The organism is Aliarcobacter lanthieri (genome assembly GCF_013201625.1).
Taxonomy (GTDB): Bacteria; Campylobacterota; Campylobacteria; order Campylobacterales; family Arcobacteraceae; genus Aliarcobacter; species Aliarcobacter lanthieri.
In genome coordinates this window covers 1,554,362-1,569,090 of the sequence record NZ_CP053839.1, presented here as the reverse complement: position 1 = coordinate 1,569,090, position 14,729 = coordinate 1,554,362, and the positions used below count along the sequence as shown (strand labels likewise).

Sequence of the window (14,729 nt, the reverse complement as noted above, 5' to 3'; positions counted from 1 at the left end):
AACTAAATTAATTCACAATAATAGGCAATTTATCTTTTGGTATAACTTCTCCTATGATTTTTGCATAGCCAAAACTAAAGTCTTGTATTTCTTTTACGAACTCTTTTGCATCATCTTTATTTATAGCTACTAATAGACCACCAGAAGTTTGAGCATCACAAAGTATTGACTTCATATTGTTATTTTCTATATTGAAATTTACTTTGTCCTCACAAAATTTTATATTTCTTTTAGAACCACCAGGTAATACACCTTTCTCAACTAAGTTAAAAGCTTCTTTTACAACTGGAACACTATTACTATCTATTACAAAAGATATATTTTCATTAGTACATTCAAAGGCATGTCCTAAAAGTCCAAATCCAGTAATATCTGTACAAGAATTAACTCTAAATTTTTTCATAATTTTTGAAGGAATATAGTTTAAACTTGCCATAATTTCAGCACAATGTTTTATTAAATTAATATCTATTAAATCTCTTTTTATTGCTGTTGTTAAAATTCCCATTCCAATAGGTTTTGTAAGGACTAAAAGATCACCAGGTTTTGCACCATTGTTTCTTTTTACATCATTTGGATGTATTATCCCTGTTACACTAAGTCCATAGTACATTTCAGGTGTTTGTATAGTATGTCCACCTAAAAGTGAACCACCACATTCTTTTACTTTTTCAAATCCACCTCTTAAAATTTCTGCTAAAGCTTCTTTTGAAACATTTGCACTATCGAATCCAACTATATTTAGAGCAGTCTTAACCTCTCCACCCATAGCAAAAACATCACTTAATGAGTTTGCAGCAGCTATTTGCCCATAGATATATGGATCATCAACAACAGGTGTTATAAAATCAACTGTTTGAACTAAAGCTAAGTTATCACTAAGCTGATAAATACCAGCATCATCACTTGTATCAAATCCAACTAATACTTGTTCATTATTTGCTTTTAAATGGCAAAGAGCTTGTTTTAGATCCCCCGGACCCATCTTTGCAGCACAACCAGCAGCTTGAACAAACTTTGTTAGTTTATATTCATTGTTCATTTGTATATCTTTGTTTTAAATTAAGTACATTATACATAAGGAAATTTAAAAATTTAGTTAAGGTAAGGTAAATAAAGTTTTACTATTAAATTTAAGTAAATTAGTTAATATAAAGTAAAAAAGATTTTACTATTTAAGTTTTTAATTATAAAAAATCTATTATAATTCAATCATAATTTAGTTCATAGACCATAGGTTATGGTTTTACATAAAGAGAGCTTTATACTTCCTTTATCTCTAAATATAGAACATATAAAAATAAGAGATTACTTATGAAAAAAGAAATATATATACAAATAACTACGTTACTATCTATTTTAATAGTAAAAAAAGACCCATTCAAAATTTTAAATAATAATATACATTTTAAATTTTAATAATTTATAAATTTATTTTTAGGCTTAAATCTTTAAATTAGAGCTGCTCTAAAAATTTCAAGAGTTTTTAGAGGGGCTTTTACCCTAAACCTAAATTAAAATATATATTTAAAAAGGAGAAAGAATGGGAGCGAATAGCTTTGGACGAAGAACATTTTTAAAGATGGCTTCTTTAGCAACAGCATTTAGCGCAACATCAGCCTTTGCAAATACAGATAAAGTTTTAAGAGATGCGACTGATGAAGAGGTGAGAAATCCTTTTCCTGGATCGAAACTAGTAAAAACAATCTGTATGCACTGTTCAGTAGGATGTGGAGTAATAGCTGAAGTACATAATGGAGTATGGGTAAGACAAGAAGTAGCACAAGATCACCCAATAAGTAATGGAGGACATTGCTGTAAAGGTGCAGATATGATTGATAAAATCAGATCTACAAACAGATTACAGTATCCAATAGAGAAAGTAGCTGGAAAATGGAATAGAGTATCATGGGATGATGCTATGACAAAGGTTTCTAATAAACTTTTAGAGTTAAGAGAGAAATTTGGACCAGATTCAGTTATGTTTTTAGGATCTGCAAAAGTAAGTAATGAACAAGCTTATTATATTAGAAAATTTGTTTCAATGTTTGGAACAAATAATATAGATCATGTTGCTAGAATTTGTCATAGTCCAACAGTTGCAGGAGCTGCTAATACATTTGGATATGGTGGTATGACAAATCATTTAGGTGATATGCATAATTCTAAAGCTATTTTAATAATGGGTGCAAATCCAGCAGAAGCTCATCCAGTTGCGATGCAACATATATTAAAAGGTAAAGAGCAAAATGGAGCAAAAATAATAGTTGTAGATCCAAGATATACAAAGACAGCAGTGAAATCAGATTTATATTGTAGAATAAGAACTGGTACAGATATAGCATTTTTATATGGTATGATTAGAATAATTCGTGATAATAAATGGTATAACAAAGATTATTTAGATAATAGAGTATATGGAGTTGAAGAGATATTTAAAGAGTGTGAAGAGTATACACCTGAAAAAGTTGCAGATATTACAGGCTGTAAACCCGAGGAGTTGATACAAGTTGCTACATTATTTGCAAAATCAACTCCTGGAGCTTTGATATGGAATCAAGGTTGGACACATCATACAATTGGTTCATCAAATACAAGACTTGGTTCTATTTTACAACTATTACTTGGAAATGTTGGAGTAATTGGTGGTGGATGTAATGTTCTAAGAGGTCATGATAATGTTCAAGGTTCAACGGATATGGGATGTTTAGCTGATACATTACCAGGGTATTATGGGTTAGGTGAAGGTTCTTGGAAATATTTTGCAAAACAGTGGAAAGTTGATTATGAATGGTTAAAAGGTAGATTTAAATCAAAAGAGCTGATGGAAGCAAAAGGGAATAGCTTATCTTTATGGAAACATAGTGTTCTTGATGAATCAAATGCAAAATATAATGGTGGAACTCAAATTAAAGCACTTGTTTGTATAGGAAATGGGGTATCAACAGTTACAGAAACTCATAAATCAAAAGAAGCTTTAGATAAATTAGATTTAGTTGTATTTATAGATCCTTATGTTAATGATTCTGCTGTTATTACAACAAGAAGTGATAATATGTTTTTATTACCAGCTGCTTCACAAGTTGAAAATTGTGGTTCTATTGTAAATACAGGAAGAAGTACACAATGGAGAAGCCAAATTGTTGAACCTCTATTTGAATCTAGAAAAGATCAAGATATTTTATTTGATTTTGCAAAAAGAATGGGATTCTATGATGAATTTATTGCAGGTATGGGTAAAGGTAATAATTTTCAATGGCCAGAAGATGCAACAGATGAAATTGCAAGAACTTTGAAAGCTCATGGTTTAACAGGTGTAACAGCGCAAAGACTAAAACGTCATCAAGAAAACTGGCATTTATTTGAATCATCAAATTTAAAAGGAAGAGGAATTACTGAGAAAGAGTATTATGGATTACCATGGCCTTGTTGGAGTGAAACACATCCTGGAAGCCCAGTTCTATTTAATATAGATTTACCTGTTATGCAAGGTGGTATGGGATTTAGAACAAGATTTGGAACAGAGCGAAATGGAGTAAGTTTACTTGCTAATGATGGAATATATCCAAAAGGTTCTAAAGTTAAAGGTGGATATGATGAGATTACAGATAAGAATATAGAAGAGTTAGCTGGAGTTACTTTAACTGCTGAAGAGAGAGAACTTGTAAAAGATACGAATTGGAAAACTGATATTAGTGGTATTTTAACAAAATATGCACTTGAAGCTGGTCTTACTCCTAATGGAAATGCAAAAGCTAGAACTATTGTTTGGGAGTTTATTGATACTATACCAAAACATAGAGAACCTTTACATTCTCCTAGAACAGATTTAATATCTAAATATTCAGCAGTTAAAGATATACAAAACCATTTTAGGGTTGATGTTAGATATGAAAGCGAACAGTTTAAAGAGGATTGGGCAAAAAGTTATCCTGTGAATGTTATTTCAGGAAGAGTAGTTGAACATATGGGAACGGGTACAGAGACAAGAGCATCTCACTATTTAGCAGAGTTAAGCCCTGAAATGTATGGAGAATTAAATCCTATTTTAGCTGGTAAGTTAGGTTTAAATGATGGCGATATGATGTGGCTTTATGGAACTGGTGGTGGAAAGATAAAAATTAAGTGTAAAGTTAGTTTAAGAGTTGATGAAAACTCAGTATTTTTACCACAGAACTTCTCTGGTTGGTGGAGTGGAGAGGATTTAACACATAGATATCCAGATAAAACTGCACCATACGCAATGGGTGAGAATTCAGGTCAAGTAACAAGTTATGGGTTTGATCAACAAACAGCTTGTCCAGAGACTAAATGTTCACTTGTAAGAATAGAAAGAGCATAGGGGGAGGATATCATGAGTAGTAATGTAGATTTTTCAAGAATGAAATTTTATTGTGATGAACTTCTATGTATACATTGTAATGGATGTGTAGTAGCTTGTAAAGAGGCACATGAAGTACCAGTAGGAGTAAATAGAAGGAAAGTAGTAACAATCAATGAAGGAGTAATAGGACAAGAGTTTTCATTGTCAATGGCTTGTATGCATTGTGCAGATGCACCATGCCAACAAGTATGCCCAACAGATTGTTTCTATATAAGAACAGATGGTATAGTATTACATGATAAAGATAAATGTATAGGTTGCGGATATTGTCTTTTTGCTTGTCCTTTTGGTGCACCACAATTTCCAAAGAATGGAGCATTTGGTACAAAAGGGAAGATGGATAAATGTACAATGTGTGCAGGAGGTCCAGAAGAGACAAATTCTCCTGAAGAGTTTCATAAATATGGACAGAATAGAATTAGTGAAGGTAAAGTACCAATGTGTGCTTCAATGTGTTCGACTAAAGCACTGCTTGTAGGAGATGCAAATGAAGTAGCTTTAATAAAAACATATAGAGCAACACATAAAGGTAAAGGTATTGCAACTGATTCATATGGATGGTAGGATAAAATATGGGAAATAGCTCGTTTTTTCAAAGGAATAAAGCATATATTTTTACTCTTCTAGGACTGTCAATAGTAGGAGGAGTTTTTGTTGGCTTTATGATGATTATGGATTGGGAGTATTTGATAAAATATACAATCCATATTATGACAGGTGGCAATATAGATGGAATATTAGTACCAGCAGAAACACACTATCAAGAGATGGTAAATAGAGCATTTGGACCAAACTATGAAGCTATAGCACCTGAAATAATAAGAGCTAGTAATGAAAGACAACTTTATATCTGGTGGGTATTTGTAGGTGAAATAACAATTTTTTGTGTAATGTATGCAATAAGTGGAAGAAAAGAAGCAATAATAACTAGACCAGATGATCAAGTACAAGTTTTTTCTGTAGTACATAGAGCAATAATTTGGTTAAATGTATTTATAATAATAGCCTTGATAATTACAGGATTTAATATAACTTGGAGCCTAAGAAGTGAAGGAGGGTATATACCTTTTATCCTAAGAGGTACACATGAAGTAACTGGTATATTGTGGTTTCCATTCTGGTTGATGATGAGTATAATTGCATTTAAAGATTTGAAAATTATGTCTAAGAATAGTTTAATAGCGAAGATAGTTCTTCCAGGTAAATATAAACCAATGAAAAGGATTATATTTATAGCATTTGTAGCTATGGGAGCAGGGTTGCTTTTAAGTGGATTTTTAATATGGTTTATACACCCAGATGCATATACAAATGCACAATATATACAGTTTAAAAGAGCATTGCTATATGTACACTTTGGATCAAGTGTATTAATAATGTTTTTCTTGATGGATTTTGTGTATTCAGCATTAGTAGCAGTAAAAGGTAACTTAAAAGGTTTGATAACAGGAAGATACCCAAGAGAGTTTTTAGAACAATTAGCTCCTGATGTTCTTAATGATATTATCAATAATGAGAAAAAAAATAATTTCTAAGAAACTGAAGCAAAAGCAACAGTTTCTTAAAATACTAACAATTTAAGTTAAAAATTCTTTATAAATACAGTAAATATAAAGTAAAAAATATTTTACATCTTAAGTCTTTACTTATAAAAACTTTTATATTATAAAAATCTAATTAGTTCATAGACCATAGGTTATGGTTTGACATAAAGAGAGCTTTGCACTTTCCTTTATCTCTTAAGAGAACGAAACACTACAAAGAATATATTATGAAAAGAAGAACATTTTTAAAATCAACAGCTGCTATATCTACACTTGCAGTTGTATCTCCAAATTTTGCTTTTGCAAATGAAGATAAAAATTCATTTGGGATTACAAAATCTCCAAGAAAATTTCAAGTAACAAACAGTTATGAGTTTGATATGAGTAATGAAGTTACTCAACTTTGGGTACCACTTCCAAAAGATGAAAGCTATCATAAAGTTGTATCATTTAAATATGATGGAAATTTTACAGAGGCTAAAATTGTAAAAAATCCTTATGATACAAGAGTTTTATATGTAAAATGGGATAAAGACATTAAACCAAAATTAGATATAGATTTTGCAGTTATTATGCAAGAGCGAACTACTGATTTTTCACAAGCTACTTCAAATACTGATTATCCAACAGATGTAAAAGAGTATCTAAAAGGTACAAAACATATTCCTGTAACTCCTAAACTAACAGCTTATGCAAATGATATAGTTAAAAATGCAAAAACTCCTCTTGAAAAGGCAAGAGCTATATATGATTGGACAGTAAGCACAATGTACAGAGATGAAAGTGTTATTGGTTGTGGAATTGGTGATGCACAAAAATCTATCGAAGATAAAATATATGGTGGAAAATGTACAGATATAAGTTCAGTATTTGTTTGTTTACTAAGAAATGCTGGAATTCCTGCAAAGGAGACTTTTGGAATAAGAGTAGGTCAATCAAAAATTTCAAATGCTTGTGGAAAAGCTGATGAAAAAGGTTTTGCAGATATTACAGGAGCTCAACATTGTAGAGCAGAGTTTTATATAGATGGACTTGGTTGGGTTCCTTGTGATCCAGCTGATGTTGCAAAAGTAAAACTTGCTGAAAAACTGGCAAATGATGATAAAAAATTAGTAAGTGTAAAAGAGTATTTCTTTGGTTCTTGGGAGATGAATTGGTCTGCATTTAATAGTGCTAGAGATTTTATTTTAGAACCAAAACCAACTCAATATCCACTAAATATGCTAGGTTATCCTTATGCTGAAGTTGGTGAAGATGCAAAAGATTACTACAATCCTAAAACTTTTGTATATACATATAAATCTCAAGAGATTTTATGAAAAAATCAAATTTTGCGATAATAGGTGCAGTAATAACTGCCCTTTTATCAACACTTTGTTGCTTACCTGCATTATTATTTCTATTTTTTGGAATAACAAGTGGAGTTCTTAGTTTCTTTACAACTTTAGAGTTTACAAGAGTTCCACTTGCTATTTTGACAATTGTATTTTTTTGTTTTGCAATATATAATTTTAGGAAAAAAATATCTTGTAGTTGTAGTAAAAAAGATAAAATAGTTCAATATATCCTTATTGGTATATTTTTTATATTGATTTTACTACTTCTATTTTATCCAGAGATTTTACCTATTTTTATGGAGTAGTTTATGAGAATTTTATTTATATTTTTTATATTGTTTAGTTTCTCTTTTTCATCAAATATTTCAATCTTTAAAGTAGAAGGTATGCACTGCCCACTTTGTACAACTGCAGTTAAAAAGGCGATTAGTCAAGTTGATGGAGTTCAAAAAGTAAGTGCAAGACTCAATACAAAAGAAGTAAGTGTAATATATGATGAAAAAGTAAAAATAGAAGAAATTTTATCTGCTATCAAAACCACTTCTTATGAAGGCATTGAAATAAGCACTCATAAATATGAAGAATAAAAAGCTATTTTATTATTTCATCAGTATCTTCAAAAATATCATTTATTGATATTTCTAAAATAGAACAAATTTTAAAAATATGTTCTAAGTTGAATTTTTTACCATATTTATAAATTTCAGCTTTTGCTATATGACCTACTGAGTCATATCCCATAGCATTTGCAAGTTTTAATTGACTAAAACCTTTCTTCATTCTTGCATTTTTAACATTTTCACCAATTTTCTTATAAAAAAGTTCTAGTTTCTCATCGTTATTATAAATTTTCAATAATGTTCCATAGGTATTAAATTTAATTTAAGTTTATAAAAGATACTATTTGTTTTCAATGTTCATAAGAACATTAAAATGTTATTCGTAGATTTTAAAATAGCTTATTGTAATATTTGCAACTAAGTTGCATCAAAGATTGTTATGATTAAAATTACAGCTTAATTTTTGCAACTAAGTTGCAAATATAAAATAAAAGAAGGAGAGGAAATGAATATAAAATTATCAGCTAGTGTTGTTATTATAGTTTTTGGAAGCATATTAAGTGCAAATCAAACTACAATATTAGATGAGATAAAAGTTTCAGAAGAAATTGAAAATTCTTTTGGATATTTAAATCAATTTAAGCAAGAGAATTATAGTGGCTCAAAACTTGGACTTACTATCAAAGAAACACCTGCAAGTGTTGAAGTGATAAATTCTAAAACAATGGAGTACAGAGGTGATACCACAGTTCTTCAAGTTGTTACAAAAACAACTGGAATGACTGCTGGAGAATCTGGGCATGGAACAGGTGGAAAATATGGGATAAGAGGTTTTGTCGCAACACCTGGAGTAACTTTTTTAAATGATGGCATCAAATTAAATGGTTCAGCTTTTTCAAAAAGGTCTTTAGAAACTGCTAATTTGGATAAGATAGAAATTATTAGAGGAGCAAGCTCAGTATTAAATGGTGAAGGTTCTATTGGTGCAACTGTAAACTTAATCACAAAAAAACCAAATTTTACAAAAGAAGAAACGGAGTTTGGATTTAAAGGTGGAAGCTACGATAGTTATAGATTTAACTTTGGAACAGGTGGAGTTGCTATTGAAGATAAATTAGCTTATAGGTTTGATGTAAGTACTAGAGAAATTGGTTCAAATTTTGATGGAGAAAAAAGAGAAATAGATTCATTAAGTGCTGGATTACTTTATAAAATAAATGATAATTTATTAACTTCTATATCTTTTGAAAAAACAAAAGATAATAGTGAAAATATTTATATAGGAACGCCTTTAGTAAATGGTAAACTAGATAAAAGTATAAGAAAAGTAAATTACAATCCTTATACTGATGGAATAGATAAAGGTGATAATTTATTTATAAGACAAGGATTAGAGTGGTATCCAACACAAAGTATAGAAGTAAAAAATACACTTTATTACCAAGATATTGATTCAAAAGATAGAAGACCATATAGAGTTACACAAATTGGAAATACTAATCAAGTTTATATAGCAGGTACTGATATTGTACAAAAACAAGATTTAATAGGGAATAGATTAGATTTTATTTATAAAGAAGATATTTTTGGATTTGAAAATAAACTTCTTTTAGGTGTTGATATAAGTAAGTTTAATTTTAAAAGAGATATAAGTTCTGCTTGGGGTGGTTATAATACAGATATGTATAATCCAAATAAAGGAACATTTGGAGATTTAGGTGGTTCATATGCAACAAAAGATGTTGATGTAGATGTTAATCAAGTTGCAGTTTACTTAGAAAATCAACTTAATATTACAGATGATTTAAAATTTGTAGCTGGACTTAGACATGACACTTTAGATATTAATTGGAAATATTTCCAAATACCAAATGATAAAAGTAGGAAATATAATGAATTATCTTATAGAGCAGGATTAGTTTATGATATAACTGATACAACAACACTTTATGCTTCATATTCATCATCTCTTGAAAATGGAAGTACATCATTAGTTGAACTTTCAGCTGCTCAAACAGATTTAGATTTAACAGAAGCTAGTCAATATGAGATTGGATTAAGACAATCATTTTTAGATGATAAAGCAGAATTTACTGCAAGTGCATATAAGATAAATAAGAAAAATATTTTTGTACCTGATACAAATAATCCAGGTAAGGTTTTAAATGCAGGGAAACAGTCTTCAAAAGGTTTGGAATTTAGTTTAGGTATTCAACCAATAGAGCAAATACAAATAGATGCAAATTTATCTTATGTAGATTCAATATTTGATGAATTTTATACAGCAGTTGAATCTTTTAATGGTAAAACTCCAAATTCTGTTTCAAAATATGTAGCAAATTTTGGACTTAGATATATGCCAATTTCAGATTTAGGTATTGGAACTTGGATAAGATATGTAGATTCATTTTATGCTGATAATTCAAATACTATAAAATTACCAAGTTACACAACTATTGATTTAACACTTGATTATACATACAATAAAAATACAACCTTTTCCTTCTTACTAAAAAACTTAACAGATGAGTTTTATGCTACAAGTGCAAAAAATAGAGCTGATGTGTTCTTAGGAGATGCTAGAAGTTTTGAATTTGGTATAAATTATAAATTTTAAAAATAAAGGATAAAAAATGATTAAAAAAATAGGATTTGTAGTTATCTTTACTACATTATCAGCAGTTCAAAGTTTGGCTCATGATTTTTTTGTTAATGGTTATAATAGCTCAACATTTAAAGCAATATTAGGTTATGGACATGATTTCCCATATCCTGAGAAAATATCTGAAGATAGACTTGATATTTTTGAACCAATATCTATTATTGATAAAGATTTAAAAATTACAACTTTAAAAAATGATGAAAATTATAAATATAGTTCAAAAAAATCATTAGATGATGGAACTTATATTTTAAAAAGTAGATATAAAACTACTTATTGGACAAAAACAATCGACAATAAATGGGAAATGGGTAAAACAAAAAAAGATATAAGAAATTCTCAATATTGTGAAAAAGTTACAATGTTTGCAAAAAGTATTATAAATATTGGTAAAGATACAAATGATTTTATAACAAAATCTATAGGACAAAATCTTGAAATTATACCTTTAGATAATCCAATTAATTTTAAAGTAGGAAAACCTTTTAAAGTAAAAATTTTATTAGATGGAAAACCAGCAAAAACAATAGCTGTAAAAGGAACTTTTGATAGTTTTATAAAAAATCAATTTGCTTTTTATGGTAAAACTGATTTAAAAGGAGAAATAGAAATTTTACCTTTGAGAGGTGGAAAGTGGATTTTAATGACTGAAAATATTAGAAAACTTGATGAATCAAATTGTGATGATGAATTATTAGCTTCAACTTTAACTTTTCAAATTCAATAACTATTTAATTACAAAGAGTTTTTCTCTTTGTATATTAAATTGTGTCAAAAGTATTTTCATCAAATCTATATGTTTTATGAGATACTTTCTTTAAAATATTTTTATCTGCTAAGTCTTTAAATAGTTTTATTAAAGTTGGTTTAGATATAGAAAATCTTTCCATAACATCTGAATATGAAGCATAAAATTGATTTTTCTCATCTAAATTATTGAAGATATATTTTACTATTTCAACTTGTTTACTATCTGTAATTGCTGAAATAGTTTTTATAACATTACTATTCTTTTTTAATTCTTTCTCTTGAACTTTTGGTAAAAGTACATCATACAAGCTATCTAAAAGTTCTTGAATATTTATAGGTTTTACTATATAGTTTTCAACTTTTAGTTTTATAGCTTCAAGTAGATAGTTCGTATCTGTGTGAGCTGTTGTTAAAATAGTTGGAATTTTTATATTTTTACTTTTGATATATTTTAAAAAATTTATACCACTCTCATCTTCTAATAAAATATCACTTACTATTACATCAACTTTCTTTTCAAGTAAAATATTCATAGCTTCAACAGTTGTTTTTACAGAATAAATATTTTGAACAAAGTCTTCTAAAACATCAGTTGTGTGTTTTAATAAACTTTCATCATCTTCAAGGTACAAAATATTAAAATCTTTTAAAATTTTTAAATCTCTACTCATTTACTTCCTTATCTATTGGTATTTTTATTGTAAAAGATACTCCTTGAAACGTTTTATCTTCTACTATAAATGTTATGTTTTTACAAGAAATTTGACCATTTAAATGTTTTTCAATAATCTGTTTTGACATATAAAGTCCTATTCCTGTTCCTGCACTCTTGTATTTTGTTGTATAATAAGGTTCAAAGATTTTAGGTAGAATTTCACTATCAATTCCACCTCCATTATCAGTAATATTTATAAAAATAGAACCCCTTAAACTATTTACAATAATTTTTATTATTCTATCTTTTTTATCCGAATTAGTAACTAAAGCATCTTTTGAATTTGAAATAATATTTAAAAAAACATGAGAAAGCTCATTATAAAAGCTTTTTATTTTTTCATTTTTCTTTACTTTTAATTCTACTTTTATATTTTCTTTTGATAAAAAATATTTTGATAATTCTAATGAGTGTTCTATACAATCTTTTATATAAAACTCTTTTTCTACTTTACTTGGAGAAAAAAAGTTTTTAAAATCATCTAGTGTATTTGACATATTTTGTGCTAAAAGTAGAGCATCATTTACTTTTTCATCTACAATTTCTTGAGTGAGTTTATTTAAGTTCATTTTTGTTTGAAAACTTTGAATAATCATAGTGATAGAACTAAGTGGTTGTCTCCATTGATGTGCAATATTATTTAACATCTCTCCTAAAGATGCAAATCTAGCTTGTTGAAACATAATAATATCTTTTTTACGATTTTTAGCTACTTCTTGAGCAATTTTTAACTCTAAATTACTATTTAATTCTTTAAGATATTTTGTTTTTTCTTCTATAGTTTTTTCTTGTGATTTATACAATTTTCTAAAGTGCATTGTAATAAAAATAGATAATATTATTGTACAAACAAGTACAAAAAATATAGATAGAAAAAAGAAGATTGTAAAAATATCAAATATATTATCTGTATCTCTTTTTTCATTTATAGTTAAAGTTAAATCATAATTTATTAAACTTCCAATATATACTGAAATTGAGTCTATCTCTAAACTCATATTTTTTATACACTCTTTATCATTATTATTTTTTAGCCACTCTAAATATTCAAATATTGATTTCATCTTTTTATCAATATTATCAATAATTGATGCTTTTAAAGCATCATTTTTATAATATGAACTAGATTTTGTAAAATATTTCTTTATAAATGTCATAATAGAAGAGTTGTTATTTAAAGTTAAACTAGCTTTATAACTTTTCCAATTTCTATCAATAATTTCAGTTGCTATTTTTATTACTTCTAAAGATTGTTCATAGCTTAAGCTATTTTTATCAAATTCAATTAAAGTATCTTGTATATTTATTTTAAAATAATCTTTCATATTCTCAAGTTGAATTAAGCTTTTTGTTCTTTTATCAAATAATGTATCAAAATCATTTTTTATTATTGAAATAGATATTTGAGATAAAATAATAATAGATAGCATTCCTAAAGAAACAATAAATATTAAAAAATTTGTTTTATACTCAAATTTTAAATTTTCAAAATATTTATATAATTTTAGATATATTTTTTTCATTTTAAAATCTCTTGGAAATTACCATTTTTATACTCAAAAAGATAAGTACTATTTAAAAGTTGTTGATTTTTAAATTCTAATTTTATTTCATATAAAAGATCTTTAGGTGGATTTTTAAGAGAATTAATAAGATTTTTATGAGAGTATTTACCATCTAGTCTTGATATAGCATCAACCAAAATTTTTGAAGTTAAAAAGGCTTCAAATGATATAAAACCTAAATCTTTATTTTTCCCATATTCTTGTATAATATTTTGGTATTCTTGGACAATTTTTAGAGTTTTATCATTGTAATTTGGAACTACATTTGAAAATATTATATTAGATGTATCAATATTTGAATCTTCTAAATCTTTTATAATAGAATTTGCATCACTAAATGAAATATTGCAAAAAAGAATATTTTTTAGTAGCTCATCATTTTTTGCTCTTTTGATAAATAAAGAGTTTGCTTGATATGCACCTATTAATAAAACTACTTCTGGTTTTGAATTTTTTATTTCATTAAAAGCATGATTTATAGAAAGAGTATTTCTTTTGTATGTTCCTGCTGAATGTAAATCTAAGTTTTCATCTTTCATTGTTTGTAAAGTAGAGATATATCCATCTTCTCCATATTCATCATTTTGATAGAATATTGATATTTTTGATAGTTTTTTATTATTTACAACATAATCAATAATATTTTCAATTTCTTGTTTATAAGAGGCTCTAAAATTTATAATATTTTCAAACTCTTTATCTCTTAAAAATGATGCACCAGAAAATGGTGAGAAAAAAGGAATACCATTGTCTTGAAATATTGGCATTACTCTTCTTATAGTAGGAGTTCCAACTACTCCAAAAAAAGATAAAATATTCTTATCTAGAATAGATTTGACATTTTCATAAGTTAGACTTGGTTCATATTTGTCATCTAATGCTAGAAATTCTATTTGTTTATCATTTAGCAAATTATTATTATTTACATAGCTAAAGTAAGCATTTACTGCATTGTCTACATTTTCACCCCAAGATTTAGGGCTTCCACTATAAGCCAAAGAAGAACCAATAATAATTTTATTGTTATTGTCTTTTTTTTCAAAGATTATAAAGTATGATATAATAAAAATAAGTGCAACAAATATTAATTTTTTAACCATTTATAAGTTTACTTCAAAATTATTAAAATTGTTATAAAAAGTGTTTTATTATTTAAAAAAAAATATTAAATTTTATAAATTAAGTTCTAATTAACAAAAAATGCTATAAAAT

The 14,729-nt window shown here is 27.4% G+C and carries 13 protein-coding genes; 8 read left to right on the top strand and 5 right to left on the bottom strand.

Annotated features, from left to right (window positions below; all coding sequences use genetic code 11):
• Positions 1–7: 7 nt before the first annotated feature.
• A complete protein-coding gene (gene selD, locus ALANTH_RS07920; protein ID WP_026808062.1) occupies positions 8–1,042 on the bottom strand; it encodes a selenide, water dikinase SelD in 1,035 nt (344 codons plus the stop codon).
• Between the two features lie 501 nt (positions 1,043–1,543).
• Between selD and ALANTH_RS07915 the strand changes: the two genes are divergently transcribed.
• The 6 genes from ALANTH_RS07915 (at position 1,544) to ALANTH_RS07890 (ending at position 7,852) form a co-directional block, all read left to right on the top strand.
• Positions 1,544–4,342 (top strand): molybdopterin-dependent oxidoreductase, encoded by a 2,799-nt coding sequence (locus tag ALANTH_RS07915; RefSeq protein WP_172658512.1) that lies wholly within the window; start codon positions 1,544–1,546, stop codon positions 4,340–4,342.
• Between the two features lie 12 nt (positions 4,343–4,354).
• Positions 4,355–4,948 (top strand): formate dehydrogenase FDH3 subunit beta, encoded by a 594-nt coding sequence (gene fdh3B / locus ALANTH_RS07910; RefSeq protein WP_026803805.1) that lies wholly within the window; start codon positions 4,355–4,357, stop codon positions 4,946–4,948.
• Between the two features lie 8 nt (positions 4,949–4,956).
• Positions 4,957–5,919, top strand: a complete 963-nt coding sequence (locus ALANTH_RS07905) for a cytochrome b/b6 domain-containing protein (RefSeq protein ID WP_026803822.1) — start codon at positions 4,957–4,959, stop codon at positions 5,917–5,919.
• A 236-nt stretch (positions 5,920–6,155) separates the two neighbouring features.
• Positions 6,156–7,247 carry a transglutaminase-like domain-containing protein gene (locus tag ALANTH_RS07900; RefSeq protein WP_026808060.1) on the top strand — a complete coding sequence of 364 codons (1,092 nt, stop codon included), beginning with the start codon at positions 6,156–6,158 and terminating at the stop codon, positions 7,245–7,247.
• The gene (locus ALANTH_RS07895) at positions 7,244–7,570 is read left to right on the top strand and encodes a transporter (protein WP_026808059.1); all 327 of its coding nucleotides are present in this window, start codon (positions 7,244–7,246) and stop codon (positions 7,568–7,570) included. Before ALANTH_RS07900 ends, ALANTH_RS07895 begins: the two co-directional genes overlap by 4 nt.
• 3 nt (positions 7,571–7,573) lie before the next feature.
• Positions 7,574–7,852, top strand: a complete 279-nt coding sequence (locus tag ALANTH_RS07890; protein WP_026808058.1) for a heavy-metal-associated domain-containing protein — start codon at positions 7,574–7,576, stop codon at positions 7,850–7,852.
• 4 nt (positions 7,853–7,856) lie between these two features.
• Here ALANTH_RS07890 and ALANTH_RS07885 read toward each other — a convergent pair whose 3' ends face one another.
• Positions 7,857–8,120 carry a helix-turn-helix domain-containing protein gene (locus tag ALANTH_RS07885; RefSeq protein ID WP_026808057.1) on the bottom strand — a complete coding sequence of 88 codons (264 nt, stop codon included), beginning with the start codon at positions 8,118–8,120 and terminating at the stop codon, positions 7,857–7,859.
• Positions 8,121–8,330: 210 nt separating this feature from the next.
• Here ALANTH_RS07885 and ALANTH_RS07880 point away from each other — a divergent pair, with 210 nt between their 5' ends.
• Together ALANTH_RS07880 and ALANTH_RS07875 are read left to right on the top strand one after the other, a co-directional pair.
• Positions 8,331–10,442 carry a TonB-dependent receptor gene (locus ALANTH_RS07880; RefSeq protein ID WP_026808056.1) on the top strand — a complete coding sequence of 704 codons (2,112 nt, stop codon included), beginning with the start codon at positions 8,331–8,333 and terminating at the stop codon, positions 10,440–10,442.
• 16 nt (positions 10,443–10,458) lie between these two features.
• Entirely contained in the window at positions 10,459–11,214 is a 756-nt protein-coding gene (locus ALANTH_RS07875; RefSeq protein WP_051583682.1) for a DUF4198 domain-containing protein, read from the top strand.
• 34 nt (positions 11,215–11,248) lie between these two features.
• Here ALANTH_RS07875 and ALANTH_RS07870 read toward each other — a convergent pair whose 3' ends face one another.
• From ALANTH_RS07870 to ALANTH_RS07860, 3 genes are read right to left on the bottom strand one after another with little or no spacing between them, the layout of a single operon-like run.
• On the bottom strand, positions 11,249–11,908 hold the full coding sequence (locus tag ALANTH_RS07870; protein ID WP_026803815.1) for a response regulator: 660 nt from the start codon (positions 11,906–11,908) through the stop codon (positions 11,249–11,251).
• Positions 11,901–13,475 carry a sensor histidine kinase gene (locus ALANTH_RS07865; RefSeq protein ID WP_026808054.1) on the bottom strand — a complete coding sequence of 525 codons (1,575 nt, stop codon included), beginning with the start codon at positions 13,473–13,475 and terminating at the stop codon, positions 11,901–11,903. The genes ALANTH_RS07870 and ALANTH_RS07865 overlap by 8 nt, the downstream gene beginning before the upstream one ends.
• Positions 13,472–14,617 (bottom strand): ABC transporter substrate-binding protein, encoded by a 1,146-nt coding sequence (locus tag ALANTH_RS07860; RefSeq protein WP_026808053.1) that lies wholly within the window; start codon positions 14,615–14,617, stop codon positions 13,472–13,474. The genes ALANTH_RS07865 and ALANTH_RS07860 overlap by 4 nt, the downstream gene beginning before the upstream one ends.
• Positions 14,618–14,729 lie beyond the last annotated feature (112 nt).